The sequence below is a fragment of the Halomonas cerina genome, assembly GCF_014192215.1.
Classification (GTDB): domain Bacteria; phylum Pseudomonadota; class Gammaproteobacteria; order Pseudomonadales; family Halomonadaceae; genus Halomonas; species Halomonas cerina.
Window position 1 is genome coordinate 1 of the sequence record NZ_JACHXP010000023.1, and the last position, 26,054, is coordinate 26,054.

Sequence of the window (26,054 nt, forward strand, 5' to 3'; positions counted from 1 at the left end):
TCAGCCAGGAGCTGGTGCGCTTCGACACCCAGAAGCTGGAGAACCCGGAGATCAGCGGCGTCGAGTATCAGCAAGGCACCCTGCTCGGCTACGAGGTGCGCGAGTACCTGCTGGAGAAATGGGGCCGCGAGTGCGCCTACTGCGGCGCCCAGAACACCCCGCTGGAAGTGGAGCATGTGGTGCCGCGTTCGCGTGGCGGCAGCCACCGGATCAGCAACCTCACCGTTGCCTGTCACGCCTGCAACCAGGCCAAGGACAACCGGCCTCTTACCGACTTCTTTGCCACCGACAGGGGGCTGAGGAAGCGCCTGAAAGCCAATGGCCTGTCGGCCGATACGCGGCTTGATCGCGTGGAACGCCAGCTCAAGCGCCCACTGCGTGATGCCAGCGCCGTCAACGCCACCCGCTGGGCGCTGTTCCAGGCGCTCAAGGCCACCGGCCTGCCGGTCACGGTGGGCAGCGGTGGGCTGACCAAGTACCACCGTCAGCGACTCGGCATCGCCAAGACGCACGCCCTGGATGCCGCGTGTGTCGGGCCGCTGGACGCCCTGCACCGCTGGGAAGTGCCGACACTGACCATCAAAGCCATGGGGCGGGGCAGCTACCAGCGCACGCGCTTGACCCGGCACGGCTTCCCGCGTGGCTACCTGAGGCGCCGGAAGCAGGTACGAGGTTTCCAGACCGGCGATAGGGTCAAGGCCATTGTCCCCAGCGGCAAGAAAGCCGGCGTGCATGTCGGCCGTGTCGCGATCCGCCAGACCGGCCGTTTCAATATCCAGACCCTGCACGGCGTTGTGCAGGGGATCTCGTATCGCCACTGCACCCTGATTCAGCGCGGTGATGGCTACGGCTACCACCAGACACCCACTCTCAACTCAAAAGGAGGAGCGGGACGGGCGGTGGCGTAGGTCGCCCTGCGGGCGACTCGCTATCCCTCCCGGCACTAAAAGTACCGGGTATCCCGCGAAAAATCTGATGACCACCCTGCTGATTGCCGACCTGCACCTGCATCCCGGGGCACCCGAGATCACCGAGGGCTTTTTGAACTGGCTCGACGAGCGCGCCCGGGGCTGTGAGGCTCTCTACATCCTCGGGGACCTCTTCGAGGCCTGGATCGGCGATGACCTGCTCGACCTGGGCGATGCCGACCCCACCGGCCACGCACCCCTTGCCGCTCGCGTCGCCACGGCGCTCAAGCGCCTGGCCGACGACGGCACCGCCATCCACCTGATGCACGGCAACCGTGACTTCCTGCTCGGTAGCCGGTTCGCCGAGGCCGCCGGGGCCCGCCTGCTGGAGGACCCCAGCGTGATCACGCTGGGCGACAAGCCGGTGCTGCTGATGCACGGCGACAGCCTCTGCACGCGGGACGAGGCCTACATGGCCTTCCGCACCCAGGCCCGCGACCCTCGCTGGCAGCAGCAGGTCCTGGCCATGCCCATCCCCGAGCGCCTCGCCCTGGCCAAGCAATTGCGTGAGCAGTCCGGCGAGGCCAACTCCAACAAGGCCGAGGACATCATGGACGTCACCCTCGAGGAGGTGGTCGCAGCGCTGCGCGCCCATGGCGTCGACACCCTGATTCACGGCCACACCCACCGCCCCGCAGTGCATGAACTCGAGGTCGATGGCCGGCCGGCGCGTCGGATCGTGCTGGGCGACTGGCGGCCCGACAAGGGGTGGGAGATTGTCGTCGAGGATAGCGGTGAGCCACGGCTGCGAGAGTTTCCATTGGAAATAAAGGCTTGAAGTTCATGTACAGCCGGCGTTTCCAAAGAAACATACATATCACCCGCCACGCTCGCGAGCGGATGGTACAGTGACACATCGACGAAGCGACCGTCCTGGACTTACTGAAAACCGGTGACACCCGCTACAAGGATGCATCACGGCTATGGGTTGCCAAGAAATGTTGTGGTCGCAGCGATCATCTTGTTTGTGCAGCAGTCATCCTGGAAGATAATCTCGTCGTCAAGACCATCATGCACCACTTCGCATGGGAGGATTGACAATGCGTACAACCTATGATGAAGCCGACGACATCCTGGTACTGCATCTGTCCGACAAGGAAATCGTCAGAGAACGCTCCCAGGATTGGAACACTCACATCAGCTACGCAGCAGACGACAGTATCGTCGAAGTGGTGATTTTGGATGCGTCCAAGCAGGGCGCATGGCCACTTCTACGCAGTGAGGCTGCGTGAGGCTGCTTCAAGGACATTCCAACTCCACAAGACAAGTGGCCAGTGCTTTCTCCAACGCCTCGGCATCGGGCAGGGCTCCGGCCTCACCGATGAGCTCCAGGCGCGAATCCCGCCGCCAGGCCGTGCCGGTCAGGCTCACCGTGCCCTCGGCGCGGTTGTAGAGCTTCCAGCCGTCCCCGGAACGGAAGACGCCCTTCACCCGCAGGCCGGCGGGCAACGATCCCAGCAGTATCGTGAGACGATCCAGGTCGAAGACATCGTCGGCCTGCCAGCGCCAGCCCAGGGTGACGTGACCCAGGGAGGCACCCTCCTCACGCACCGGCCGGCCCGGTGCCGGGTCAGGGAGGGCGAACGTATCCGGCAAATCGTCCAGCACCAGGGAAGCCGACGCCTGACGGGCGGCCTGGTGAGCGGGTGGCCCGGCACCGTCCGTCTCGGCGGCATGTCTCCCGCTCTCCAGCAGCCGGGCGAGCGGCAGCTCGCCATGGGGCGCCTCGGCCACCCAGCGCTTGGCGGGCCAGAGGCCCGCCAGCCAGCGGCGCGCCGCCTCACGCTGTGTCGGCGTGGCCAGGTCGGTCATGGTCAGCGCCACACCATCCGCCATGGCCAGCTGATCGCGGAAGGTCTCGTGCTCCCGGGCTCGGGGATCATCGAGTCGTCGCGGATCGAGCACGGCGATGATGTCCTGCACCGTCAGGGCGCCGGCGAACCCTTCGCCACGCAGCACGTCGAGTAACCCGGCCGGGTGGCCAAGCCCGGAGGGCTCGATGATCAGCCGGTCGGGACGATGGCGATGCAACAGGTTGACCAACGAGGCCTGCAGCACGAAGGCCAGCTGGCAGCACAGGCATCCGCCGGGTAACCCCTTGACGACGACATCGTCGCGGGCCTCGAACATCGCCTGATCGATGCCCACCTGACCGAACTCGTTGATCACCACCGCCCAGCGCTCATCGGCCGGCTTCTGCTCGACCAGCCGGTGGATCAGGGTGCTCTTGCCACTGCCGAGAAAGCCGGTGATCAGATGGACAGGCACATTGACCAGGGGAGCGGGCATGAAACGGCCTCCGGGAATGACGGAATTGTTATAAAATAACATAAAGCGCTGAGCAGGATGATGCCGGTATTGCATCAGGCATCAATGAGAAACCCCACCAGGCTCGACACCCGGTGGGGTTTCGCGTTCTCGTCCACGGTAGCTGCCGCCCGTCTATGAGCAGCTGGGCGCTGGGCGCTGGACGCTCGTAGCTGGGCGCTGCCCAAAGGGCGACTTGGCGCTTTCAGCTCCGCGCTTTCAGCTGGGCGCTCTCAACGCCGGATCTCCGCCTGCTCCCGCAGGTGTTCCAGCAGCCCCTGGATCGTTCCCTGGGCGCGCAGCTGTTCGACCATGCGCGCCACGAAGCCCTCGACCTGGGCATCGACCTCGCCGGACTCGACCCGCTCCAGGGCGATCAGGTAGACACGCTGTCTGTCCTCGGCATGGCCATACACCGTGCTTCCCTCGTCGGGATGGGGCAGGCGAAAGGCCGTCTCGACCACCGGTTGAGGCACCTCGCTGCCGGCCTGGCGACGAACCGCCTCGGCCTGCTGCCATATCAGGTCCATCGGTTCGCCGCCACGCAGTCGCTGGACCATCTCGGCAGCCTGCTCGCGCAAGGTCTCCTGGACCTTCTGCTCACGCACGGCCGCTGCGACCTGCTCGCGGACCGTCTCCAGCGGCAGCGTGGTGGCCTGGCGATGATCGGTCACGCGCAGCACCAGGCGGCGGTCCTCATCGAGCTCGATCACCTCGCTGTTGAAGCCCTCCTCCAGGACCTCCTCGGAGAATGCCTGACGCATAACACCGGGCTCGGCGAGCACCCCCTCGGCCGACTCGCGGCTGACCCAGTCGCTGCGCTCGAGCTCGAGATCCAGGCTATCGGCCACGCTCGCCAGGTCCTCGGCGGCGAAGCTCTCGTCGATCAGCTGCTGGACGCGGTCGTTGAAGGCGTCGCTAACCTGCTCATGCGCCAATTCCCGGACCAGCCGGTCACGCACCGCCTCGAAGGGCGGGCGCTCGATCTCGGTGACCTTGATCAGGTGCAGGCCGTTGTCGGTCTCGACGATATCCGACACCTGCCCTTCCGAGAGGGCAAAGGCGGCCTCATCGAAGGCCTCGCCGAAGAAGCCACGACTGATCACGCCGAGATCCCCCCCGGTGTCGCGGGTGGCACCGTCATCGGAGAACTCCGCCGCCAGGTCGGCGAAGGCCTCGCCTTCGGCCAGGCGTGACTTGACGGCTTCTAGGCGCGCCACGGCTTCCTCCCGGGAGCGCTCGTCACCGAAAGTGACCATGATGTGGGACACGCGACGATCGGCCTGGGCGGCATCGGCCTGCCAGGCATCGCGCAGCTCGGCCTCACTGATCTCGACCTGCTCGGCCATGCGCTGGCGATCCAGCACCACATACGCCAGGCGCACCTGCTCGGGGCGCTGATAGGCCTGCTGATGGGCCTGATAATAGTCGCGCAGCTCGGCGTCGCTGACCTCGGGTGCCTCGGCCAGGTCGGCAGGCTCGAGGACATGGTAGCGGAAGGTGCGCGTCTGGCGTTGCAGCGAGGCGAGACGCGCCTGCTCGTCATCGAGGCTGAACTCGCTGGCCGCCAGGCCCTGCTGGAGCTGCTGGCGCTTCATGTCGAGACGCAGCTGCTCACGGAACGAGAGGGGCGTATAGCCGGCACTGGCCAGACGGTTGCGGAACAGTTCGCGATCGAAGCGCCCCTGCGCGTTCTGGAATTCCGGCAGGGTGACGATCAGGCGATCCAGCTGCGCCTCCGAGAGGTACAGCCCGCCCTGTTCGGCATACTGGGTCAGAAGACGGTCGGTGATCAGGGCATCGAGCATCTGGGCCCGGAGCTCACGCTCACGCTCCGGCGGTACCTGGCCACTGCGGATGGCCCGCTGGACCTCGAGCTCCAACTGCTGGCGGGTGATGGACTCACCGTTGACCGAGGCGATCTCGTCACCGTCGCTGCCCAGCAGCCCGACGAGGGACTCCACGCCGAACAGGGCCATGGTCACGACGATGGCCCCGATGATGATCTTGGCGCCCCAGCTCCTGGAGCGGTCACGAATACTTTGCAGCATGCAGGCCTCTGCGGATGAAGTGTGTCAGGACGCGCACATTATACGCATCAGACAAGGAGCCGCGACCGTGGGAGTGCCTGGAAGCGGCCGGCACCGGCCGGGAAAAGCGCGGGATAAAAAAACAGGCGCACCGCGGGGCGGCGCGCCTGTCATCGAATCGGTCACCGATGGAGCAGCAGCGGCCGGCCCCTCAGTTCACGGAATCCTTCAGTGCCTTGCCGGCCTTGAAACTCGGCACCTTGGCGGCGCTGATCTCGATCGGCTGGCCGGTCTGCGGGTTACGGCCGGTGCGCGCGGCACGCTCCTTGACGGTGAAGGTGCCGAAACCCACCAGGGAAACGCTGTCACCTTTTTTCAGGCTGTCGGTCACGGTATCGACCATGGCATCCAGCGCACGGGCAGCGGCGGCCTTGGGAATATCGGCAGACGCGGCGATGGCTTCGATCAGCTCGGACTTGTTCACACTTCACCCCTTGACTGTTGCGTAAATTGGCTCTAATCGGCAGGAGGTTGCACTGACTGGCGCGATCACAGCATGGCTGCAGTTTATAGCAATGCGATGAAAGACCTGTCAAGCAACCATCCCGTCCGGCCCCCATCATGCCGGGGTTTTGACACGGGCATGATGGGGAAAACGCCGTTAATGGGTACTGACCATCGAGTAGGAAGAGGCAGGGTCTTCTGCCTTGGACTCCTCGCTTTTTGCCTCTGGCTTTTTCACCAGCGCCGCCTCGAGAACTTCATCGATCCAGCGGACCGGACGGATGTCCAGGACATCCTTTATATTGTCCGGCACTTCCTTGAGGTCGCGACGGTTTTCCTCGGGGATAAGCACCATTCTTATACCACCCCGCCTGGCGGCCAGCAATTTCTCCTTCAGCCCGCCAATGGGCAGTACCTCGCCGCGCAGGTTGACCTCGCCGGTCATGGCCACATCGCAACGCACCGGCTGACCGGTATAGGCCGAGATCATGGCGGTGACCATGGCGATGCCGGCACTAGGACCATCCTTGGGCGTGGCGCCCTCGGGCACGTGGATATGCAGGTCTTCCTTCTCGAAGCGCTCGGGATCGATGCCGAACGACGGTGCGCGGGCCCGCACCACGGTCTGGGCGGCGCTGACCGACTCCTTCATGACATCGCCGAGCGACCCGGTCTTGTCCAGGCGTCCCTTGCCGGGCGTGAGCACCGACTCGATGTTGAGCAACTCACCGCCCACCGAGGTCCAGGCCAACCCGGTCACCCGGCCGACCTGGTCCTCCTGGTCGGCCAGCCCGTAGCTGTAGCGGCGCACGCCGGCGTACTCCTCGATGTCCGCCGCCGCCAGCTGCTCGGGCGCCTGGGCCCCCTCCTTGCCTTCCTGCTCGAGGCGCTGGCGCAGCACCTTGCGACAGACCTTGGCGATCTGGCGTTCCAGCTCACGCACCCCTGCTTCACGGCTGTAGTAGCGGATCAGCTCCAGCAGCGCCTCATCGGCGAAGCTCAGCTCGTCCTCCTTGAAGCCGTTGGCCTTGAGCTGCTTGGGCACCAGGTAGCGCTTGGCGATGGCCAGCTTCTCGTCCTCGGTGTAGCCCGGCAGCCGGATTACCTCCATGCGGTCGAGCAGCGGACCGGGAATGTTCATCGAGTTGGCGGTGCAGATGAACAGGGTCTCGGAGAGATCATAGTCCAGCTCCAGGTAGTGGTCGCTGAAGGTGTCATTCTGCTCCGGATCCAGCACCTCGAGCAGTGCCGAGGCCGGGTCACCGCGGTGGTCCATGCCAATCTTGTCGACCTCGTCGAGCAAAAACAGCGGGTTCCTGACCCCGGCCTTGGCCATGCGCTGGATGATCTTGCCGGGCAGCGAGCCGATGTAGGTACGACGATGGCCGCGAACTTCGGACTCGTCGCGCACGCCGCCGAGCGCCAAGCGCACATACTTGCGGTTGGTGGCCCGGGCGATGGACTGGCCCAGCGAGGTCTTGCCGACCCCGGGCGGCCCCACCAGGCACAGCACCGGTCCCTTGATCTTCTTGACCCGCTTGTGCACGGCCAGGTACTCGAGAATACGTTCCTTGACCTCGTCCAACCCGTAGTGATCCTCGTCGAGGACCTTCTGGGCATGGGCCAGGTCATGCTTGACCCGGGTGCGCTTCTTCCAAGGCACCGACACCAGCCAGTCGAGGTAAGAACGCACCACCGTGGCCTCGGCGGAGGACGGCGACATCATGCGCAGCTTGCCCAGTTCCTGCTTCGCCTTCTCGGCCGCCTCCTTGGGCATGCCGGAGTCCTTGATCGCCTGCTCGTACTTGTCGGCCTCGTTGGGCACGTTCTCGAGCTCGCCCATCTCCTTCTGGATGGCCTTCATCTGCTCGTTGAGATAGTACTCGCGCTGGGACTTCTCCATCTGCTCCTTGACCCGCGAGCGGATACGCTTCTCGACCTGCAGCAGGTCGATCTCGGACTCGATCAGCGCCATCAGGTGCTCGATGCGATCGCGCACCCGGTCCATCTCGAGCAGCTGCTGCTTGTCGTCGATCTTCAGCGACAGGTGGGCGCAGATGGTGTCCACCAACCGGCTGGGGTCCTCGATGCCCGAGAGAGAGTTGAGGACCTCGTTGGGGACCTTCTTGGACATCTTGACGTACTGCTCGAACTGATTGAGCAGGACCCGCACCAGGGCCTCCTGCTCACGCTCGGACAGCGGCTCGCTCTCGCGAAGCACCACCTCGGCACGGCTGTAGCCGTCGTCCACCGGCAGGATCTCGCGGATATCGGCTCGGGACTCCCCTTCGATGAGCACCTTGACGGTGCCATCGGGCAGCTTGAGCAGCTGCATGATCTCGGCCACGGTACCGATGGCAAACAGGTCCTCGTCATCCGGATCGTCCTTGCTGGCCTCGCGTTGCGCCACCAGCAGCACACGCTGGTCGGCCGCCATGGCGGCATCCAGCGCCTGGATGGACTTCTCCCGGCCGACGAACAGCGGAATGACCATCTGCGGGTAGACGACCACATCCCGCAATGGCAAAAGGGGCAGACTCAGGGTCTGTTCGGCGTTCTGCTGCATCGCAGACGTTCCTCAAACGATCAATTGGATACCAAGGGAGTGGGGGCGTTGCCATGATATTGCAAGGCCGGCGATGGCGGCGCGGCAAAGAAAAGGGCCGCCAGGCGGCCCTTGGATGTGCAGGCTGACAGGGCGTCTCGACGCGGCGAGACCGGCATGTCGGACCTAGCCGCTGGTCCCGTCGACGCGCGGCTGCTCCTCCTGCTGGGAGTAGATCAGCAGCGGTTCACTCTCGTCGGCGATGACCGAGGCATCGATCACCACCTTGCTCACCCCCTCGAGGGACGGGATCTCGTACATGGTATCGAGAAGCACCGACTCGAGGATCGAGCGCAGGCCACGGGCCCCGGTCTTGCGCGCCATGGCCTTCCCGGCCACCGCCCGCAGCGCATCCTCGCGGAACTCGAGCTCGACGCCCTCCATCTCGAACAGGCGGGCATACTGCTTGATCAACGAGTTCTTCGGCTCGGTGAGGATCTGGATCAGGGCATCCTCGGTAAGCTCGGTGAGGGTCGCGATGACCGGCAGACGACCGACGAACTCGGGGATCAGACCAAACTTGACCAGGTCCTCGGGCTCCACATCGAGCAGCAAGTCGCCCACCCCCTTGGTCTCGTCCTTGCTCTTGATCTCGGCGCTGAAGCCGATCCCGCCCTTCTCGGCGCGCTCTCGGATCACCTTGTCCAGCCCGGCGAAGGCGCCGCCGACGATGAACAAGATGTTACCGGTATCGACCTGCAGGAACTCCTGCTGGGGGTGCTTGCGCCCGCCCTGGGGCGGCACCGAGGCCGTGGTGCCCTCGATCAGCTTGAGCAGGGCCTGCTGTACACCCTCACCCGAGACATCACGGGTGATCGAAGGATTATCCGACTTGCGCGAGATCTTGTCGATTTCGTCGATGTAGACGATGCCGCGCTGGGCCTTCTCCACATCATAGTCGCACTTCTGCAGCAGCTTCTGAATGATGTTCTCGACGTCTTCGCCCACATAACCGGCTTCGGTGAGCGTGGTGGCATCGGCGATGGTGAAGGGCACGTTGAGCAGCCGTGCCAGCGTCTCGGCGAGCAGCGTCTTGCCGCTGCCGGTCGGGCCGATCAACAGGATGTTCGACTTGCCCAGCTCCACCTCGTCGCCCTTTACGCCGTAGCGCAGACGTTTGTAGTGATTGTAGACCGCCACCGACAGCACCATCTTGGCGCGGTCCTGGCCAATCACGTAGTCGTCGAGTGTGTGACGGATCTCGCGGGGCGCCGGCAGCCGCTCCTCGTCGCTCTCGGCATCGGCATCGAGAACTTCCTCGCGAATGATGTCGTTGCACAGATCGACACACTCATCGCAGATATACACGGACGGGCCGGCAATCAGCTTGCGCACTTCGTTCTGGTTCTTGCCACAGAACGAGCAGTAGAGCAGCTTGCCGCCTTCGTCCTTGCCTTTGCCGTCGGCCATTCGCGTACCTCTTTCATGGTGACGTCCGGCCAAAGCCGGGCGTCGGGTTCGCCACGGCGGCCCTAGGGCCGCCGGGAAACGTCTCACTGCGTGGATTTCACGCTATCAGGATGTTGGCCGCTTATCCAGCACGGCGTCGATCAGGCCATATTCGGCGGCCTGCGGACCGTCCATGAAGTTGTCACGGTCGGTATCCCGGGCAATGGTCTCGAAGTCCTGACCGGTGTGGTGCGCCAGGATACGGTTGAGCTTGTCGCGGATACCGAGGATCTCGCGGGTATGGATCTCGATGTCCGAGGCCTGCCCCTGGTAGCCGCCCAATGGCTGATGAATCATCATTCGCGAGTTGGGCAGGCAGTAGCGCTTGCCTGCCGCCCCACCGGCCAGCAGCAACGCCCCCATGCTCGCCGCCTGACCGATACAGACGGTGGAGACATCGGGCTTGATGAACTGCATGGTATCGTAGACCGACATGCCCGCCGTCACCGAGCCGCCCGGCGAGTTGATGTAGAGGTGGACATCCTTGTCCGGGTTCTCGGACTCCAGGAACAGCAGCTGGGCCACCAGCAGGTTGGCCATGTAGTCTTCTACCGGCCCCACCAGGAAGATGACGCGTTCCTTGAGCAGCCGGGAGTAGATGTCGTAGGCGCGCTCGCCGCGAGCGCTCTGCTCGACCACCATCGGCACTAGGCCGCCAGCAGCTTGGGTATCGAACTCGTTGCTCATCGGGTGATGTCCTTCGATGTATGAAGCGGAGTGTGGCACCCTGCCCGGCCGCGGGCCAGGCAGGAGGATCGATGCGCTGATCGGCTGATCAGGCCTGGCGTTCCTCGCCCTGCGCCTCGTCCTGGGCTTCTTCCTCGCCTTCCTCGGCATCACCGCCCTGCTGCTGGGCCGCGGCGAGCGCCTCCTGGTAGCTCATCTCCACGTCCTTGACGGTCGCCTGGTCGAGCAGCACGTCGACGGCCTTCTCTTCCAGCACGGCAGACTTGACCTGGGTCTTCATCTGGTCGTTGCCCATGTAGTACTCGACCACCTGCTCCGGATCCTGGTACTGCTGGGCCAGTTCCTCGACCTTGGCCCGGATCTCGTCGTCGGAGGCGTCGAGCTCATGGGTCTTGATCACCTCGGCCAGCAGCAGGCCGATCTGCACACGGCTTTTGGCCTGCTCGGCGAACAGCTCGTCGGGCAGTTGGCTGACATCGAAGTCCTCGCCGAGCCCGAACTGCTGAGCCGCCTGGCGCTTGAGGCCCTCGGTCTCCTGCTGGATCAGGCTCTGCGGCACGGCAATCTCGTTGGCCTTCTTCAGGGCCTCGAGCACCTGCTGCTTGACGCGGTTGTCGACGGCCTGGCTCGCCTCACGCGTCATGTTCTTCTTGATCTCGTCGCGGAACTTATCCAGATCACCGTCTTCGACGCCGAATTGCTTGACGAACTCGGCATCGACCTCGGGCAAGGCCTGTTCTTTCACAGAGTGGACCTTGACCTTGAAGGTGGCTTCCTGGCCGGCCAGCTGCTCGGCCTGATAGTCCTCGGGGAAGGTGACCTTGAGCTCCTTCTCCTCGCCGGCCCTGGTCCCGATGAGCTGCTCCTCGAAGCCCGGAATGAAGCTGCCGGAACCGATCACCAGCTCGTGTCCCTCGGCACTGCCCCCCTCGAAGGGCTCGTCACCCAGAAAGCCCTGGAAGTCGAGGGTCACCTGGTCGCCATCCTCGGCAGGACGCTCGACCTCTTCCCAGCCGGCATTCTGCTTGCGCAGGGTCTCGATCATCTCGTCGACATCGGCCTCGGTCACCTCAACCACCGGGCGCTCGACCTCGGTGCCCTCGATGGACGCCAGCTCGATCTCCGGATAGACCTCGAGGGTGGCCGTGAACTCCAGGTCCTTGCCCGCCTCGTTGACGGTGGCCTCGATCTGCGGGTAGCCGGCCGGGTTGAGGTTCTCGTCGGTGATGGCACGCACGTAGCGCTCACGCATCACCTCGCCCACGACCTCGTTGCGAATCTCGTTACCATAACGCTGGCGAATCACCGACATCGGCACCTTGCCCTTGCGGAAGCCGTCCATCCGCACGTTCTTGGCGGCATCCTTCAGGCGTGCATCGACGGCCTCGTCGATCTCGGCAGCCGGCACCTGGACCTGTACGCGGCGTTCAATCTGGGAGGGCGTATCGACGGAAACTTGCATGAAATGTCCTCTACCGACTAGGGCGTTCTGTAAAGCGTGAAACGTTCAAAGAAGGGGATTCTATGAATCCCGCTACACAGTGGCAAGCGCCATGCTTGTTGACATGGGGGCCGGCTGGCGCATTGCAAGGGGTGGCGCGGATAAGATTGCGGTCATCGTGACCTGGCCATTCTGGCACTACGACAAGAGGTAACGAGGAAAGATCCCTGCATGGCGCCCTGAGCACTCAAGCCACGCCGGAAGAGCGAGCCGAAGGGAGCATGCAGAAGAGGCAGAGGGGCAAGGAAAAGTCGGGAAGATACCGCGAAAGGGAGGCAATGGGGTGGATGATGGGGATCGAACCCACGACCACCGGAGCCACAATCCGGGGCTCTACCACTGAGCTACATCCACCACTGCCTGATGACGTGTCGAATGGGGTGGATGATGGGGATCGAACCCACGACCACCGGAGCCACAATCCGGGGCTCTACCACTGAGCTACATCCACCATCTCGACACTGCTGCTCGACCGACCACTTGGCCAGAGGTACGATCGCTGCCGACCTCGCCATGGTAGCCATGGCGCGCCCAGCAGGACTCGAACCTGCAACCTACGGCTTAGAAGGCCGTTGCTCTATCCGATTGAGCTATGGGCGCATTCTATGTCCCCTGACACCTGACCGCAACCCCTTTATGACGAATTTTTCAATTCATTCAATGGGTTGTGGTCGGGGTGGAGGGATTCGAACCCCCGACATCCTGCTCCCAAAGCAGGCGCGCTACCAGACTGCGCTACACCCCGTCGGCATCGTGCACGGCCCTGACGTCGCCGCAGAGGCCTCGTCAAGCGCTGCGTATTCTACGTAACTTTCCCGTCCCGTCAAGTTACGAGCGCCGAGCGGCGTAGGGTAGATAAGCGCCAGCGCATCTACCAATTCCTCTCCTCTTCATCTGCCGCCGCATCGATACGCCGGATGCGCCCGCTGCGCGGGCTTATCCGGCCTACGGCTCCCCCCTCGCTTTGCCTAGACGCCCGGTCATGCGAAAATCGCCTCCCCGCCCACCATCCGCCAACCAGAGGGAAGCTTGATGTCCGCTCAACTGATCGATGGCAAGTCCATTGCCGCCCGAGTCCGCCAGCAGGTTGCACGCCAGGTGCAGGCGCGCCGCGAGGCCGGAGGGCGCATTCCCGGACTGGCTGTTGTGCTGCTGGGCGAAGATCCGGCGTCCCATGTCTATGTCCGCAACAAGCGCAAGGCCTGCGAGCAGGCAGGCATCCAGTCCTTCATGCACGAGTTGCCCGCGGACACCTCCCAGGCCGACCTCGAAGTCCTCGTCGACAAACTCAATGCCGACCCGGCGGTCGACGGCATCCTGGTCCAACTGCCGCTGCCTGACCATATGGACTCGCGCCCGATCCTCGAACGCATCCTGCCGCACAAGGACGTCGACGGTTTCCACCCCTACAACCTGGGACGCCTGGCCCAGCGGCTGCCCCTGCTGCGCCCCTGCACGCCCAAGGGCATCATGACCCTGCTGCAGGAGACCGATCTGACGGTCCGCGGCCTGGATGCCACCGTGGTCGGGGCTTCCAACATCGTCGGCCGGCCGATGTCACTCGAGCTGATGATGGCCGGCTGCACCACCACGGTCTGCCACCGCTTCACCCGCAACCTCGAGGCCCATGTGCGGCGTGCCGACCTGGTGGTGGCTGCGGTGGGCATTCCAGGCCTGGTCAAGGGCGAATGGATCAAGCCCGGCGCCATCGTCATCGACGTGGGCATCAACCGCCAGCCGGATGGCCGACTGGTGGGCGACGTGGAGTTCGAGTCGGCGGCCGAACGCGCCAGCTGGATCACTCCGGTGCCAGGCGGGGTAGGCCCCATGACGGTGGCCTCGCTGCTCGAGAACACCCTGCAGGCCGCCGAGATGCATGATGCCGGGCAGTAAGGAGCAAGAAGCAAGCAAGAGGTAAGAAGTAAGGGGTAAGGAGTGAGGAGACCAGCATGGCGAGAGGCGCCGGGGACAGGCCGAAGGGGAGGTCCGAGGACCAAGGATGGCCGAGGTAGCGTCCAGGGAAGGATTCATAGCGCCTCCCTGAAGGCCTGTCGACGGATCAGCCCCGGGTGGTAACCCTAACGGCCATAGCCCTCCCGTGCACCTTTCGTCGAAGTTCGCTAGAATCGCGGGTCCTTTTTCCCGACTCGCGAGGTCCTTCGATGACCGACACGAAGATGAATGTCGAAAGCTTCAACCTAGACCACACCAAGGTGCAGGCCCCCTATGTGCGCCTGGCCGACATCAAGACCGGCGAGCACGGCGACACCATTCACAAGTACGACATGCGGATCTGCCAGCCCAATCAGGACCACATGGAGATGCCCGCCCTGCACTCCCTGGAGCACCTGATGGCGGAACTGTCACGCAACCACTCCGACAAGGTCGTGGACATCAGTCCCATGGGCTGTCAGACCGGCTTCTACGTGGCGATGATCAACCACGACGACTACGACGGCGTGCTCGACCTGCTGGAAGGCACCCTCAGGGATGTGCTCGAGGCGGACGAGGTGCCCGCCTGCAACGAGATGCAATGCGGCTGGGCCGCCAGCCACAGCCTGGAAGGCGCCAAGCAGATCGCCCAGGGCTTTCTCGCCAAACGTGATGAATGGACCCGGGTGTTCGCATGAAACGCATCGGCATCATCGGCGCCATGGCCCAGGAAGTCGCGGTGCTCGCGGCACAGTTGGAGGGTCGCCGCACCCGCCAGCATGTCGGCTGCACCTTTCACTTGGGCCGCCTGCACGGCGTCGAGGTGGTGATCCTGCAGTCCGGCATCGGCAAGGTGAACGCCGCCATCGGCACCACCCTGCTGCTGGATGTCTACCGGCCCGAGGCGATCATCAATACCGGCTCGGCCGGCGGCTTCGGCGAAGGCCTGGCGGTGGGAGATATCGTCGTCTCCAACGAGGTGCGCCACCACGACGTGGATGCGGTGGTGTTCGGCTACGAACATGGCCAGGTACCGCAGATGCCCGCCGCCTATCTGCCCGACGAACGCCTGGTCAGGGTGGCCCGGCAGTGCATCGAATCGCTGGGCGAGGTCAACGTCATGGAGGGCCTGATCGCCACCGGCGATGTCTTCATGGCCTGCCCGGAACGGGTCGCCACCACCCGCTCGCGTTTCCCCACCATGCTCGCCGCCGAGATGGAGGCTGCGGCGATCGCCCAGACCTGCCATCACTACGGCTGTCCCTTCGTGGTGATCCGCGCGCTGTCCGATATCGCCGGCGGCGGCGACAATCACCTCTCCTTCGCGCAGTTCCTGGACCAGGCCGCCGATCATTCGGCCCGGATGGTCACCGCCATGGTCGACCGGCTGGCACGGATGGTGCCCACACATTATCCTGAGGTCGAGGTGGAGGACTGACAGCACAGGGTGTCGGCATGTTACTCGATGAGCTGCATGAAAAGCGTCACGCCATCATAAGCGCAGCCAAGGCCCATGGTGCCCATGGTATACGAGTATTCGGTTCCGTCGCTCGACGGCAGGAAGACAACGATAGCGATATTGACTTCCTGGTCGATTTCGACGAAGGCTATGATCTCTTCACGCAACGCATGGCTCTTGCCGAGAAGCTGGCGGAGATCACTGGCCATGACGTCGACTTGATCCCTCTCCATGAACTCAACCGCCACATGAGAGACGCTGTCCTCTCGGAAGCCCAGGAACTATGAGCAAAAATTGGCGGCTTTACGCGCAGCATATCCTCGATGTCATCGACAAGGTGGAACGTATCAGACAACGTGGCGATATCACGGAAGATGACATCCTCTACGATGCCGCCTTGAGAAACCTTCAGACGCTGTCTGAGGCAACCCAGCGCCTACCAGACTCAAAAAAATCTCGCTACCCGGATATACCGTGGCGCCAGATCAGTGGCTTTCGAAATATTCTAGTGCATGACTATCTCGGCAATATCGACCCCGTGACCATAACCCGCGTCATCGACCAGCATCTGCAGCCGCTGGCGAAAGCCACCCGGGAAATGCTGGCCAAGGACAGTGAGTCGCAAGACGATAGCTGAGCTTCAGGCGGCCAAGCGGCCAAGCGGCCAAGCGGCCAAGCGGCCAAGCGGCCAAGCGGCCAAGCGGCCACAGGGTAAGGTGCCCGCAAGCAAAAGCGAACCCCGGAGGCGGCGGCCTGCGGGGTTCGCTTGTAGCTCGGCGCTAGTCGCGCAGCTTCCACTCCAGCGTCTCGCCGGCCCCCAGCGGCACGATGCGCTGGTCGTCGGCGTAGGGCAGCGATTGGGGCAGGGTCCAGTCCTCGCGCACCAGGGTGACGGTATCGGCATTGTGCGCCAGGCCGTAGAAATCGGGCCCGAAGTGGCTGGCGAAGCCCTCCAGGCGCTCCAGGGCCCCGGCCTGGGCGAAGGCGGTGGCGTAGAGCTCGAGCGCCGCCGGCGCGGTGAAGGCGCCGGCACAGCCGCAGGCGCTCTCCTTGTCACCCTGGGCATGGGGGGCGCTGTCGGTGCCCAGGAAGAACCGCGGGCTGCCCGAGGTCGCCGCCTCCAGCAGCGCCTGGCGGTGGCGCTCGCGCTTGAGGATCGGCAGGCAGTAGTAGTGTGGGCGGATCCCCCCGACCAACATGTGGTTGCGATTGAACAGCAGGTGGTGAGCGGTGATGGTGGCCGCCACATTGTCGGGAGCCGCGGCCACGAACTCGGCGGCATCCGCCGTGGTGATATGCTCGAAGACCACCTTGAGGTCCGGATGTCGGTCGAGCAGCGGCTTCATCACTCGCTCGATGAACACCGCCTCGCGATCGAAGATGTCGATCTCGGCATCGGTCACCTCGCCATGCACCAACAGCGGCACGCCGCGCCGCGCCATGGCGGCGATGGCCGCGTCACACAGCGTCAGGTCGGTCACCCCGGAAGCGGAATTGGTGGTGGCCCCGGCGGGATAGAGCTTCACCGCCTGCACTAAGCCGCTGGCGTGGGCCCGCTCGACCTCCTCGGCCGGGGTGTTATCGGTGAGATAGAGCGTCATCAGCGGCTCGAAGGCACTGCCTGCCGGCAAGGCGGCGAGGATGCGCTCGCGATAGGCACTCGCCTGCTTGGTGGTGGTCACCGGCGGCTTGAGGTTGGGCATGATGATGGCGCGGCCCATCTGGCGGGCCGAGGCGCCGACCACGGCGGCCATCGCCTCGCCGTCGCGCAGGTGGAGGTGCCAGTCATCGGGGCGGGTCAGGGTGAGGGCGTTCACGGCGTATCCTGTGTCCAGTGCATCGAAGTGGCGCCAGTATATCGCAAGCCGGCCGCAGCCCCGAATCCCGCCAAGACCGTTTGTCTGCTAGCATTGCCGGCTCATCCTGTATTGCCCCCGGAGCCCAATGGCCACTCCCGATCCCCGGCGCTCGCCGCTGCGCGCCGACCTGCTGCTGCTCGCGGTCACCCTGCTGGCCGCCGCCGGCTGGATCTTTTCCAAGGAAGCCCTGGCCGGCATGCCGCCCTTGCTGTTCATCGGCACGCGCTTCTTGTGTGCCGGCGCCATCCTCGCCCTGTTCGCCGTGCCGACGCTGCGCCGTCTGTCGCGCACCGACTGGTCCCGCGCCGCCGGCGTGGGGCTGGTCTTCAGCGTCGCCCTGGCGCTATGGATCCTCGGCCTTAAGTACTCGAGCCATCTTGGTGAGAGCGCCTTCATCAATAGCCTGGGGATCCTGCTGGTGCCGGTGGTCGCCCGGCTGCTGTTCGGCGAGCGGCCGCCGCGCACCACCTGGATCGCCCTGCCGGTAGCCCTGGTCGGCTTCCTGCTGCTGTCGCTGAACGCGGGCTTCCGGGTCGAACCCGCCCAGGCGCTGATGGCCGGTGCCGCCGTGACCTTCTCGCTGCTGATCAACCTCAACTCGCGCGTGGTCCGGCGCCTTCCCGCCCTGCCGCTGACGGCCATCCAGCTGCTGGTCGTGGGGGTGGTGCTGACGCTGGCCTCGCTGCTCATCGAACCCTGGCCGCGGCAGCTCTCCGGCGCCACCCTCGGCTGGGTCGCGGCCAGCATCCTGTTTGCCAGCACCCTGCGCTTCTTCCTGCAGGTGCATGCCCAGGGGCTCACCACTCCCAGCCACGCCGCGGTGATATTGATGCTGGAGGCCGTATGGGCCGCGCTGATGGCCGCCTGGTGGTTCGGCGAGACCATGACCCCCTTGCAGCTGGCCGGCTGCACGCTGATCTTCGCCGCCCTGCTGATCAATCGCTGGTACTGGGTACGTCACCTCGTCTCTGGCCGTTAAATTGACGTATCATCGCCACCGCAGCCCGCTCGCGAGGAATCCCATGCCCAAGGTACGCCACTACGCCGATCTCGTCGCCATCCTAGCCGGCCTGATGTGGCTGCTGGTCTTCTGGTCGGTCAGCATCTCGGCGCATATCGGCAGCATCGAGCCTACCCTGGCGGCGCTTCTGGCGTTGGGCAGCGTGATCCTGGTCAGCTTCATGCATCGGCCGGTACGGATCATGCTGAGCCGCTACCATGTCCGCAAGCGGCGTACCGAGATGTGGATGCATATCCTGGCCCTACCCCTGACCCTGGCCTTCCTGCTCGCCATCATCATCGACCACCTGATCACGCCGATTAACGGCACGCACAAGATGCTGCTGTTCAACATCATGGCCACCGCCGGCTGGCTGGTGTTCATCGTCACCCTGCTGGTGAAGCTGGCCGCTCATCACTTGAGCGAAAGGCGCAAGCCCCCGCACAACTCGTCGCAATAACGATCCTGTTGCCGACGCCCTAGGAGCCTGCCGGACTTAACACTAATCTGCTGCGACACCCGGACTTTCGGCCAATTTCATTCGATCTGATTCGTTAAATAGCGGGCTATTCGCCTCATCAGATCGATAAACTTGTCTCGAAATCCGTGCATCTCGCGACGATCGGTCAAATCCGACAGGCTCCTAATCTATTAGAACCGATCGGCCTGGAACGGCGCCATCGCCACGTCCGGTGTCTCACCTTCCATCAGCTGGGCCAGCAGCCGCCCGGTGGCCGGCCCCAGGGTGAAGCCCTGGTGACCATGGCCGAAGGCCAGCCAGAGGCCCGGATGCCCCGGGGCAGGGCCGATCACCGGTTTCATGTCCGGCGTACAGGGGCGTGCGCCCTTCCAGGGCACCGGGTCGAGCCGCTCACCCAGCGGGAAAAGCCCTTGAGCTACCCGCTCCGCGGCCTCCAGCTGGCGCGGGTGAGCCGGAGCATCGAGCCGCTCCAGCTCGGCGCCGGTGGTCAACCGGATACCGGCCCGCATCGGCGCCAACAGATAGCCCACCTCGGCATCCATCACCCAGTGCCGAAGTGTCGCGCCTTCCCGGCTACCGTAGTGCATGTGGTAGCCGCGTTTCACGAACAGCGGGATCGAGAGCCCCAGCCGGGACAGCCACTCCTGTGACCAGGGCCCCATGGCCATCACCACCTCCTCGGCCTCGAGGGCCTCCCGGTCGGTAGTGACACGCCAGCCGCTGCCGGTTGTGACGATATCCTTCACCTCGGCCCGCATGATATGCCCGCCGGCCTCCTCGAGGGCCCCGGCGTAGGCCTGTACCAGCGCGCCAGGGTCGGCCACCGTCCAGGGATCCAGCCAGTGGATGGCCCCGGCCAGTCTGGATGCCAGGTCAGGCTCCAGGGCGGCGAGCTCGGCGGCGTCGAGGGCCCGGTAGCGAACCTCGAAGCGCCGGGCGTTCTCCTCCGCCTCGGCGAGCCGAGCATCCAGGGCCTCCCGGGTGCGATAGACTTCCAGCCACCCCTCGTGACGCACCAGTGCCTGTGCCCCGGCGGCCTCGATCATCGGCGCATGGGCCTCAAGCGACAGCGCGATGAGGGGGGCATACTCGAGAACGATCTGCCGATAGCGCTTCGGCGAAGAGTGGTACCAGTACTGGAGCAGCGGCCAGGCCGACTCGAGCATGCCCCCAGGGCGATAACGGATGTCCACCTGGCGATTGGGCAGTACTCGCATGAGCGTGGCCAGGTCCCGTGGAAAGGGATAGGGCTTGACCGCCTCCCGCTGGATGATCCCGGCGTTGCCGAAGGAGGTCTCACCCCCCGGCTCCCGCCGGTCCACCAGGGTCACCGCATGCCCGCGCCGGGCCAGGTACCAGGCCACCGAGACGCCGACAATGCCCGCCCCCAGAACGATGATCTCCCGTGCCATCTCACGACCTCCTTGCCAGACCATGCTAGACACCCAGCATGCACCTCTCGATGCCCGAGCGGAAGGTATCCGCCGGCGCCGGGCGAGGGGGGATCAAGGGTCCAGATGCCCCTGCACCAGTAGCTTGGCACGGATGAAGTCGGCGTGGCTGACGTGCAGCAGATCGGCCAGGCGGCGGATACGATGCTCTTCCAGTGGATGCGGCTCGTTGTCGGCCAGGGCCAGCGACCACATCATCCTCACCAGCTCGCAGCGCTGGGCGTAACTGTAGTGCGTGCTGACCAGGCTGACGAACTGATAGTGATCCACCGCGGCCTCGGCTTCCTGCTGCGCCAGGTGAATCAGCTCGTCCAGGGCTTCGCCCCCCAGGTCGAAGTGACGGCGCAGCAAATTGCGCAGCATCGTCAGCTCACGCTTGTCGAGATGGTAGTCGGCACGAGCCACCTCGAACAGCAGGGCCGCCGTGGCCAGCTCCAGGGTCGGCACCTCCTCCTCGGAGGTCTCGTCGGACGTCATCAAATCGAGAAATAAACGTTGCAGGGATGCAATCATCGGTGAGCTCCACGGCAGGCGTGATGGGCACCCATATCGCTCAGACAACGGCCGTTTCGACGGCGTTCCTTTCCTTCCGTCGCGAGAGCCTTCCCTTGCGAGACGCGGCCCACCTTCCGCCCCACCATCTCAACCGGATGCCTGCCTGATCGGCTAGGCACGCTGAAGCCAACCGTAGGTAGCCCCCATCACCAGCCCGAAGATGATATGCCCCAGCAGCGTGGACAGGGGCGCCACCAGCCCGAACCCCAGGCCGAAGAAGCCCGAGCCGGCCAGGGGAAACACCGTGATCATCACCACCACCCAGGCCCCCAAGGCGAACTCCAGCCCACGGCGTGCCGGAGTGCGCCCCGGCATGCGGGGCTCCAACAGCCCGAACAGAGTGCCCCAGATCAGGGCGCCCACTACGAAATGGATGGTCCAGCCGATGAGGATGCTGTCGGGCGTGCCCAAGGCGTGCTGCGCGGTCAGGTTCATGATCTCGACCGGGTTGTACCAGGGCATCACACCCGCCGCCAGACGCAGGATCATGAGCATGGAAAGGACCAGTGTCGCCACCAGCCCCGCGAAAATTGCCTTTCCCAAGCGGGCCACCATAGTGTACCTCCATGACAGGTGCATGCCCGTCCCAGTATAGGCAGGTAGTGCGAGACTGCAGACCGTTCAGGGGCAGGAGCAGTCGCGAGCGGTGCACACGACTGGTACCTTGACAGCATTGGGTTCATCTCGACGTCATCTTCGGAGTGACCATGCCTCGCTATCCTGATCACCTGTCCGGCCAAGGCCCCGACAATCCCTTCCCCGGCATCAAGGTGCTCGAACGCCGTCTGGGACGCGAGATCCCTCACCGTCTGGGCTCCAACGAGGGCCTCGACATGCCGCACCGCGCCCTGCGCAAGCACTTCGGTGACGCCATGGTCGAGCATGTCTACTGCTACGGTGACGCCGAGGCCCTAGGGATCCGGCGCCGCCTCGCCGATCAACAGGGCATCCCGCTGGAGGCGTTGCTGGTCGATGCCGGCGCCGACAGCTTGATCGCCCTGGCCCTGCGCGGCCTCACCCCTCCGGAGACCCCCGTGGTCAGTTCCGCCGGCACCTATCCCACCTTCGGCTACTTCGCCCGTGGTCAGGGCTGCCGCCTGGTGGAAGTCGCCTACGAGGAAGGCCCCGGCCGGCTCGCGCCCAATCTCGACGCTTTGGTGCGTGCCGCCCATCGGGAGCAGGCCGGCCTCGTCTACCTGGCCAACCCCGACAACCCCACCGGCCACCTGCATGGCGACGAGGCCATCCGTCGGCTGCGTGAACGGCTACCGGCGGACTGCTGGCTGCTGCTCGATGAGGCCTACCACGACTTCCGGAAGGATGCCGACAGCCCTTTCGCCGCCGAGGTGCTGCCCGGCGTGGTCCGCCTGCGCACTCTGTCCAAGGCCCATGGCCTGGCCGGCCTGCGGGTAGGCTATGCCATCGCCGAGCCCGAGACCCTGGCCGTGCTGATGAAGGTACGCATCCACTATGCGGTCTCGACCCTCTCCCAGGCCGCCGCCGAGGTGGTGCTGGACCATCCCGAGGAGACGCGTACTCATATCGACGCCGTGCTGGCGCGTCGCGAGCGCCTGGCCAAGCATTTCGAAGGGCTCGGCGCCAAGGTCCTGCCCAGTGCCACCAACTTCCTCTGCCTGCAACTGCCCGACGCCGACCTGGCCAAGCGCATCCACGGCGAGCTGCTCGAAGCCGGCAGCCTGATCGCCCGCCCGGCCCATCCGGACCTCGGCCATGTGCTGCGCATCACCGCCGTGGAGGATGCCCTGAAGCCGGGTCGACTGACGGCCTTGGAGGCCGCGCTGCGCTAACGGCCCGGTCGGGGGCTTCGTCTCAAGCGGTTCTATGCTAGCCTTGCGCGTTTCATCATCCGGGGATTGCCGTGGACCACCAACGCTTCGCCTTCGTGATCAAGGACCTCTACGGCGGCGGCGCCGAGAAGTCATTGCTCTATACCGCCGACCAACTGCGTCAGCGCGGCCACGCGGTCATCGTCTTCACGTTGCGAGAGCGAATCGAGCACCGCGTTCCCGAAGGCCTCGAGATCGAGAACCTAGAGGTAGTCACCCCCTTCACCAAGGTCACGACCACGGTGCTGACCGAGAAGTGGCAGGCCCATCGCATCGCCAGGGCGCTCAAGGCCTGGCGGCCGGACGTGGTGATCTCCTGCGCCTGCGACAGGATCACCCGCCACCTGCGCCACCCCAACCTCTACTTCTGGGTGAAGTCGGACGTCACCGCCAAGTTCAGCGACCCCGCCAAGCGCGAGCATGCCTTCGCGAAGGTACGCCACTTCTATGGCGGACGACGGGTGATCGCCGTTTCACAGGGCGTGAAGGACAACCTCGAGCAGAGGGTGGGCCTCGAGGCCGAGCGGATCCTGCCCATCTACAACCCCTACGAGCGCGAGCCCTTCGTGGCGATGGCCGACGAGCCGACCAAGCTGCCGGAAGGCGAGTTCCTGCTCTGCGTGGCGGCGCTGGAGCCGCGCAAGCGCCATGACCGCCTGCTGCGCGCCTATGCCGCCAGTGGCGTCACCACCCCGCTGCTGATCATGGGCAAGGGCAGGCCGGAACATGAGGCCGCAATCCGCGAGCAGATCGAGATGCTCGGTCTGAGCGATCGCGTGACGCTGACCGGCTATCACCACAACCCCTACCCCTTCATCCGCCAGGCCAAGGCGGTGATCCTCACCTCCGACGCCGAGGGTCTGCCCCGCGTACTGATCGAGGCCCTGCTGCTGCACACTCCGGTAATCAGCGTGGACTGCCCCAGTGGCCCCCGGGAGATCCTGACCCAGGAGCTGACCGACTTCCTGGTGGCCCCGGACGATGAACAGGGGCTAGCCGACGCCATCGCGCGCATGGACCGGGCGCCCGTCGCGATCGAGGAGCGCCATTACCGTCAGTTCCTCAAGGACAGCGTGCTGCCCCACTTCGAGGCACTGTGACGTGAAGCTGCTGGATATCCCCTTCAACGACCGCCGGCGTCGCTACCTCATCTTCCACGCCAATGGCTTGCCGGACCGCCTGACCCTGGCCAGTACCACCACCACCGCCGCCTTCGAGGCCGTAGGCAGCAGTCGCTTCTTTGTCTCGGCAGACCAGCAGATCCTCGCCAAGGTGGTGCCCGACAAGTACCGGAAGTCACAGTCACCGCTCAAGTGGGTGTTACGCGACTATCTGGAAAAGCGCTGGCTGGCCCAGTCAGTCGCCCGCAAGGAATTTCTGAGTCTGCAGATCCTGCGCCGCGCGGGACTCAAGACGCCCCGCTGTCACGGCTGGGGTATCTCGCTCAACCCCGGCAACCGCAATGCCTCGTTGCTCTTGATGGAGCACATGCGCGATGCCCGACCCGGCGGCGAGGTCTTCGACGAGATGGACGAGGACGCGCGCCAGGCTTTCCTGGAGCGCTTCTGTCATGAGGTCGCCCAACTCGCACATGCCGGGTACGTGCATCGCGACCTGCACTACAACAACCTGCTCGTCACCGACCAGAACGAGATCCTCTGGATCGATACACACGTGCGCCGGCTACCAACGAAAAGCGCCGACCAATGGCCGGCGCTGAGGCAATCGTTGACGGTGAACAAGCTGCGGGGGGAGACCTACCGCGACAAGGTCGAACAGCGGCTTCACACCTTATGGCAATAGAAACATTGACGCTTTCCCAATACTTCGGCATGCCAATATGAATGACACCAAACCCTCAGTGGCGATCATTATCCCCTGCTTTAACCGCTGGCCACATGTTCAAGAAGCCATCGACTCCGTACTGGCTCAGACCTGGCCCAACACCCGCTGCATTGTCGTGGATGATGCCTCCACGGATGACAGCCTGGTCATGCTTCGCCAGCATTATCAGGAAGAGCCACGCGTGATCATTGAGGCTCTGAGTAAAAACCAAGGACAGTCAGCTGCCCGCAATCACGGTGTGAGCATCGCGGATGCCGATTATATCGGTTTCCTGGACTCGGATGATTTGCTCGTCACCACTGCCGTGGAAAGCCGCATGCGGCTTGCTATAGAGCATCCTGATTTCGAAGGGATACTCTTTGGAGAAAAGATCGATGAGAAGAGCAGGGAATCGTTGCTTCCCGGCATCAAGGAAGAAGGTGACAGCCTTTTTCTCAGTGAATACATAAAGCGCATGGACTGGCTGCATACCAATAGCTTTCTCATGAAGCGTGACTCCTTTCTTTACCTCAACGGGTTCGACGAGACTCTCAGGAAGAAAGAAGACGTAGAGTTCTTCATACGTGCGCTATATTATCAGCCAGCTCTCTATGCCCCCGGACCATCTTGCATAGTCCGCAGCGTATCTCCTCACAGAGCCAGACATGATCACCACCGCATCATCGAACAAGGAGAACGCTTCGTAGAGGCCATTCAAGCCAACACAAAGCTTCTTGCATCCCTTACTTCGATAGAAAAAGAAAAACTAGTGGAAGCCGATATAAGGTCAGCACTCCAGTCACTTTATCGCACTAAACAGGGAAAGAAATTTAGAAACACACTGCGTACCGGAATTAAGCATGGAAAGCTACGCCTCGATGCCAGGCTTGCGAAGCGTTACTTGCTATCCTTTTTTCAAAAATAATATTTTATTTACTCACAACCCCTTTATCTATCAGCATTTCTATATCTGGAAAAGCAAAGTCTTTCTCACTGTAGACAACATTTTCGGGGCTGGTTTTCAGCCCTCTCATATTACAACATCCAAAGTCGCTAATCGGCAGTGGAAAATTTAAGCCCACGGAAGCGTAATAATCTTTATACTTTACTAGTGATTCGTTTTTAGGCGCTACCAAAGTGGCCGGCCGCCCTAAAGCATGCGCAAAAACAATTCCGTGTAATGACGAGCTGAAAACGTGCTCAACCTCAAGAATTTTTCTGCATACATTCTGGGGCAGGTTGTCAATATCAATCATTCGAACCTTACGTGGCAGGCTTCGATAATTATTACGCTCCCTGTAGTGGGGAATAAACGCAACGGCTCCTGGATCAGGGTGTCTTGTGTCATCACTAAACATGAATCGCACCAGTAACCCCGGATCAAGAAGACAGCGAACTGACATATCGTAACCTTTACCCTTGAATTCATCGTAGGTAATAGGTCCACGAAGCCCCAGAATCGTGACATCCTGGCGCTTGGGTAGCGCACCCGCCTTACCTTGGGTTCCAACCCCGAAGAGTATATCACCATCTTTTACACGATGAGATATCGACCTACGATTAACAGGCGACTTCCATCATCAGCAATGTTTAAT

General features: G+C 63.6%; 26 protein-coding genes and 4 tRNA genes. 14 read left to right on the plus strand and 16 right to left on the minus strand.

Features of this window, described 5'->3' with window-relative positions; all coding sequences use genetic code 11:
• The 3 genes from iscB to FHR94_RS17120 form a co-directional block, all read left to right on the plus strand.
• The coding region (gene iscB, locus FHR94_RS17110; protein ID WP_183327549.1) for an RNA-guided endonuclease IscB at positions 1 to 908 on the plus strand (908 nt) is incomplete at its 5' end.
• Between the two features lie 67 nt (positions 909 to 975).
• Positions 976 to 1,746 (plus strand): UDP-2,3-diacylglucosamine diphosphatase, encoded by a 771-nt coding sequence (locus FHR94_RS17115; RefSeq protein WP_183327551.1) that lies wholly within the window; start codon positions 976 to 978, stop codon positions 1,744 to 1,746.
• A gap of 262 nt (positions 1,747 to 2,008) precedes the next feature.
• On the plus strand, positions 2,009 to 2,200 hold the full coding sequence (locus FHR94_RS17120) for a DUF2283 domain-containing protein (RefSeq protein ID WP_183327553.1): 192 nt from the start codon (positions 2,009 to 2,011) through the stop codon (positions 2,198 to 2,200).
• 7 nt (positions 2,201 to 2,207) lie between these two features.
• Here the strand turns inward: FHR94_RS17120 and FHR94_RS17125 are convergent, their stop codons facing one another.
• The 11 genes from FHR94_RS17125 to FHR94_RS17175 all read right to left on the minus strand — a co-directional run bounded on the left by FHR94_RS17125 (position 2,208) and on the right by FHR94_RS17175 (position 12,796).
• The gene (locus FHR94_RS17125; RefSeq protein ID WP_183327556.1) at positions 2,208 to 3,257 is read right to left on the minus strand and encodes a CobW family GTP-binding protein; all 1,050 of its coding nucleotides are present in this window, start codon (positions 3,255 to 3,257) and stop codon (positions 2,208 to 2,210) included.
• Positions 3,258 to 3,508: 251 nt separating this feature from the next.
• Positions 3,509 to 5,326, minus strand: coding sequence for a SurA N-terminal domain-containing protein (locus FHR94_RS17130; RefSeq protein ID WP_183327558.1), 1,818 nt, complete (start codon positions 5,324 to 5,326; stop codon positions 3,509 to 3,511).
• Positions 5,327 to 5,516: 190 nt separating this feature from the next.
• Positions 5,517 to 5,789: an HU family DNA-binding protein gene (locus tag FHR94_RS17135; protein WP_183327560.1), complete on the minus strand. Its 273-nt coding sequence runs from the start codon at positions 5,787 to 5,789 to the stop codon at positions 5,517 to 5,519.
• 177 nt (positions 5,790 to 5,966) lie between these two features.
• Positions 5,967 to 8,375 (minus strand): endopeptidase La, encoded by a 2,409-nt coding sequence (lon, locus tag FHR94_RS17140; RefSeq protein WP_183327562.1) that lies wholly within the window; start codon positions 8,373 to 8,375, stop codon positions 5,967 to 5,969.
• A 165-nt stretch (positions 8,376 to 8,540) separates the two neighbouring features.
• Positions 8,541 to 9,824 (minus strand): ATP-dependent Clp protease ATP-binding subunit ClpX, encoded by a 1,284-nt coding sequence (gene clpX / locus FHR94_RS17145; RefSeq protein ID WP_183327564.1) that lies wholly within the window; start codon positions 9,822 to 9,824, stop codon positions 8,541 to 8,543.
• A 105-nt stretch (positions 9,825 to 9,929) separates the two neighbouring features.
• Positions 9,930 to 10,550 (minus strand): ATP-dependent Clp endopeptidase proteolytic subunit ClpP, encoded by a 621-nt coding sequence (gene clpP, locus FHR94_RS17150; protein ID WP_183327566.1) that lies wholly within the window; start codon positions 10,548 to 10,550, stop codon positions 9,930 to 9,932.
• 88 nt (positions 10,551 to 10,638) lie between these two features.
• Positions 10,639 to 12,012 (minus strand): trigger factor, encoded by a 1,374-nt coding sequence (gene tig / locus FHR94_RS17155; protein ID WP_183327568.1) that lies wholly within the window; start codon positions 12,010 to 12,012, stop codon positions 10,639 to 10,641.
• Positions 12,013 to 12,330: 318 nt separating this feature from the next.
• Positions 12,331 to 12,405: transfer RNA gene (locus FHR94_RS17160), tRNA-His, on the minus strand.
• 22 nt (positions 12,406 to 12,427) lie between these two features.
• Positions 12,428 to 12,502 (minus strand) — tRNA-His (locus FHR94_RS17165).
• 72 nt (positions 12,503 to 12,574) lie between these two features.
• Positions 12,575 to 12,651: transfer RNA gene (locus tag FHR94_RS17170), tRNA-Arg, on the minus strand.
• 68 nt (positions 12,652 to 12,719) lie between these two features.
• A tRNA-Pro gene (locus FHR94_RS17175) sits at positions 12,720 to 12,796 on the minus strand.
• 287 nt (positions 12,797 to 13,083) lie between these two features.
• Here FHR94_RS17175 and folD point away from each other — a divergent pair.
• The 5 genes from folD to FHR94_RS17200 all read left to right on the plus strand — a co-directional run bounded on the left by folD (position 13,084) and on the right by FHR94_RS17200 (position 16,079).
• The gene (gene folD, locus FHR94_RS17180; RefSeq protein WP_183327570.1) at positions 13,084 to 13,944 is read left to right on the plus strand and encodes a bifunctional methylenetetrahydrofolate dehydrogenase/methenyltetrahydrofolate cyclohydrolase FolD; all 861 of its coding nucleotides are present in this window, start codon (positions 13,084 to 13,086) and stop codon (positions 13,942 to 13,944) included.
• A 269-nt stretch (positions 13,945 to 14,213) separates the two neighbouring features.
• Positions 14,214 to 14,681, plus strand: coding sequence for an S-ribosylhomocysteine lyase (locus FHR94_RS17185; RefSeq protein ID WP_183327572.1), 468 nt, complete (start codon positions 14,214 to 14,216; stop codon positions 14,679 to 14,681).
• The gene (gene mtnN, locus FHR94_RS17190; protein ID WP_183327575.1) at positions 14,678 to 15,421 is read left to right on the plus strand and encodes a 5'-methylthioadenosine/S-adenosylhomocysteine nucleosidase; all 744 of its coding nucleotides are present in this window, start codon (positions 14,678 to 14,680) and stop codon (positions 15,419 to 15,421) included. Before FHR94_RS17185 ends, mtnN begins: the two co-directional genes overlap by 4 nt.
• 17 nt (positions 15,422 to 15,438) lie before the next feature.
• Positions 15,439 to 15,729, plus strand: a complete 291-nt coding sequence (locus FHR94_RS20110) for a nucleotidyltransferase family protein (protein ID WP_183327576.1) — start codon at positions 15,439 to 15,441, stop codon at positions 15,727 to 15,729.
• Positions 15,726 to 16,079 (plus strand): HepT-like ribonuclease domain-containing protein, encoded by a 354-nt coding sequence (locus tag FHR94_RS17200; protein WP_183327578.1) that lies wholly within the window; start codon positions 15,726 to 15,728, stop codon positions 16,077 to 16,079. Before FHR94_RS20110 ends, FHR94_RS17200 begins: the two co-directional genes overlap by 4 nt.
• A 142-nt stretch (positions 16,080 to 16,221) precedes the next feature.
• On the opposite strand, the gene pyrC is transcribed toward FHR94_RS17200, so the two are convergent.
• Positions 16,222 to 17,259: a dihydroorotase gene (pyrC, locus tag FHR94_RS17205; RefSeq protein ID WP_183327580.1), complete on the minus strand. Its 1,038-nt coding sequence runs from the start codon at positions 17,257 to 17,259 to the stop codon at positions 16,222 to 16,224.
• A gap of 127 nt (positions 17,260 to 17,386) precedes the next feature.
• Here pyrC and FHR94_RS17210 point away from each other — a divergent pair, with 127 nt between their 5' ends.
• Together FHR94_RS17210 and FHR94_RS17215 are read left to right on the plus strand one after the other, a co-directional pair.
• A complete protein-coding gene (locus FHR94_RS17210; protein ID WP_183327582.1) occupies positions 17,387 to 18,280 on the plus strand; it encodes a DMT family transporter in 894 nt (297 codons plus the stop codon).
• 43 nt (positions 18,281 to 18,323) lie between these two features.
• A complete protein-coding gene (locus FHR94_RS17215; protein WP_183327584.1) occupies positions 18,324 to 18,761 on the plus strand; it encodes a hypothetical protein in 438 nt (145 codons plus the stop codon).
• Between the two features lie 191 nt (positions 18,762 to 18,952).
• On the opposite strand, the gene FHR94_RS17220 is transcribed toward FHR94_RS17215, so the two are convergent.
• The 3 genes from FHR94_RS17220 to FHR94_RS17230 all read right to left on the minus strand — a co-directional run bounded on the left by FHR94_RS17220 (position 18,953) and on the right by FHR94_RS17230 (position 21,331).
• Positions 18,953 to 20,194 carry an NAD(P)/FAD-dependent oxidoreductase gene (locus FHR94_RS17220; RefSeq protein ID WP_183327586.1) on the minus strand — a complete coding sequence of 414 codons (1,242 nt, stop codon included), beginning with the start codon at positions 20,192 to 20,194 and terminating at the stop codon, positions 18,953 to 18,955.
• 93 nt (positions 20,195 to 20,287) lie between these two features.
• Complete coding sequence (locus tag FHR94_RS17225) at positions 20,288 to 20,746, minus strand: tellurite resistance TerB family protein (RefSeq protein ID WP_183327588.1); 459 nt, start codon at positions 20,744 to 20,746, stop codon at positions 20,288 to 20,290.
• A gap of 153 nt (positions 20,747 to 20,899) precedes the next feature.
• A complete protein-coding gene (locus tag FHR94_RS17230) occupies positions 20,900 to 21,331 on the minus strand; it encodes a DUF6789 family protein (protein WP_183327590.1) in 432 nt (143 codons plus the stop codon).
• Positions 21,332 to 21,495: 164 nt separating this feature from the next.
• On the opposite strand from FHR94_RS17230, the gene FHR94_RS17235 reads away from it, so the two are divergent.
• The 4 genes from FHR94_RS17235 (at position 21,496) to FHR94_RS17250 (ending at position 25,384) form a co-directional block, all read left to right on the plus strand.
• Positions 21,496 to 22,596: a pyridoxal phosphate-dependent aminotransferase gene (locus tag FHR94_RS17235; protein WP_183327591.1), complete on the plus strand. Its 1,101-nt coding sequence runs from the start codon at positions 21,496 to 21,498 to the stop codon at positions 22,594 to 22,596.
• Positions 22,597 to 22,667: 71 nt separating this feature from the next.
• The gene (locus FHR94_RS19995; RefSeq protein WP_183327593.1) at positions 22,668 to 23,735 is read left to right on the plus strand and encodes a glycosyltransferase; all 1,068 of its coding nucleotides are present in this window, start codon (positions 22,668 to 22,670) and stop codon (positions 23,733 to 23,735) included.
• Between the two features lies 1 nt (position 23,736).
• On the plus strand, positions 23,737 to 24,438 hold the full coding sequence (locus FHR94_RS17245; RefSeq protein ID WP_183327595.1) for a lipopolysaccharide kinase InaA family protein: 702 nt from the start codon (positions 23,737 to 23,739) through the stop codon (positions 24,436 to 24,438).
• A gap of 37 nt (positions 24,439 to 24,475) precedes the next feature.
• Positions 24,476 to 25,384, plus strand: coding sequence for a glycosyltransferase family 2 protein (locus FHR94_RS17250; protein ID WP_183327597.1), 909 nt, complete (start codon positions 24,476 to 24,478; stop codon positions 25,382 to 25,384).
• 4 nt (positions 25,385 to 25,388) lie between these two features.
• Here FHR94_RS17250 and FHR94_RS17255 read toward each other — a convergent pair whose 3' ends face one another.
• Entirely contained in the window at positions 25,389 to 26,009 is a 621-nt protein-coding gene (locus tag FHR94_RS17255; RefSeq protein ID WP_183327652.1) for a polysaccharide pyruvyl transferase family protein, read from the minus strand.
• Positions 26,010 to 26,054 lie beyond the last annotated feature (45 nt).

What these genes read in the sequence shown, in the direction of transcription:
- FHR94_RS17115 (WP_183327551.1), top strand. Translation starts at nt 976, where the DNA reads ATGACCACCCTGCTGATTGCCGACCTGCACCTGCATCCCGGGGCACCC.
- FHR94_RS17120 (WP_183327553.1), top strand. Translation starts at nt 2,009, where the DNA reads ATGCGTACAACCTATGATGAAGCCGACGACATCCTGGTACTGCATCTG.
- FHR94_RS17125 (WP_183327556.1), bottom strand. Translation starts at nt 3,257, where the DNA reads ATGCCCGCTCCCCTGGTCAATGTGCCTGTCCATCTGATCACCGGCTTT.
- FHR94_RS17130 (WP_183327558.1), bottom strand. Translation starts at nt 5,326, where the DNA reads ATGCTGCAAAGTATTCGTGACCGCTCCAGGAGCTGGGGCGCCAAGATC.
- lon (WP_183327562.1), bottom strand. Translation starts at nt 8,375, where the DNA reads ATGCAGCAGAACGCCGAACAGACCCTGAGTCTGCCCCTTTTGCCATTG.
- clpX (WP_183327564.1), bottom strand. Translation starts at nt 9,824, where the DNA reads ATGGCCGACGGCAAAGGCAAGGACGAAGGCGGCAAGCTGCTCTACTGC.
- clpP (WP_183327566.1), bottom strand. Translation starts at nt 10,550, where the DNA reads ATGAGCAACGAGTTCGATACCCAAGCTGCTGGCGGCCTAGTGCCGATG.
- tig (WP_183327568.1), bottom strand. Translation starts at nt 12,012, where the DNA reads ATGCAAGTTTCCGTCGATACGCCCTCCCAGATTGAACGCCGCGTACAG.
- folD (WP_183327570.1), top strand. Translation starts at nt 13,084, where the DNA reads ATGTCCGCTCAACTGATCGATGGCAAGTCCATTGCCGCCCGAGTCCGC.
- FHR94_RS17185 (WP_183327572.1), top strand. Translation starts at nt 14,214, where the DNA reads ATGACCGACACGAAGATGAATGTCGAAAGCTTCAACCTAGACCACACC.
- mtnN (WP_183327575.1), top strand. Translation starts at nt 14,678, where the DNA reads ATGAAACGCATCGGCATCATCGGCGCCATGGCCCAGGAAGTCGCGGTG.
- FHR94_RS20110 (WP_183327576.1), top strand. Translation starts at nt 15,439, where the DNA reads ATGTTACTCGATGAGCTGCATGAAAAGCGTCACGCCATCATAAGCGCA.
- FHR94_RS17200 (WP_183327578.1), top strand. Translation starts at nt 15,726, where the DNA reads ATGAGCAAAAATTGGCGGCTTTACGCGCAGCATATCCTCGATGTCATC.
- FHR94_RS17210 (WP_183327582.1), top strand. Translation starts at nt 17,387, where the DNA reads ATGGCCACTCCCGATCCCCGGCGCTCGCCGCTGCGCGCCGACCTGCTG.
- FHR94_RS17215 (WP_183327584.1), top strand. Translation starts at nt 18,324, where the DNA reads ATGCCCAAGGTACGCCACTACGCCGATCTCGTCGCCATCCTAGCCGGC.
- FHR94_RS17220 (WP_183327586.1), bottom strand. Translation starts at nt 20,194, where the DNA reads ATGGCACGGGAGATCATCGTTCTGGGGGCGGGCATTGTCGGCGTCTCG.
- FHR94_RS17225 (WP_183327588.1), bottom strand. Translation starts at nt 20,746, where the DNA reads ATGATTGCATCCCTGCAACGTTTATTTCTCGATTTGATGACGTCCGAC.
- FHR94_RS17235 (WP_183327591.1), top strand. Translation starts at nt 21,496, where the DNA reads ATGCCTCGCTATCCTGATCACCTGTCCGGCCAAGGCCCCGACAATCCC.
- FHR94_RS17250 (WP_183327597.1), top strand. Translation starts at nt 24,476, where the DNA reads ATGAATGACACCAAACCCTCAGTGGCGATCATTATCCCCTGCTTTAAC.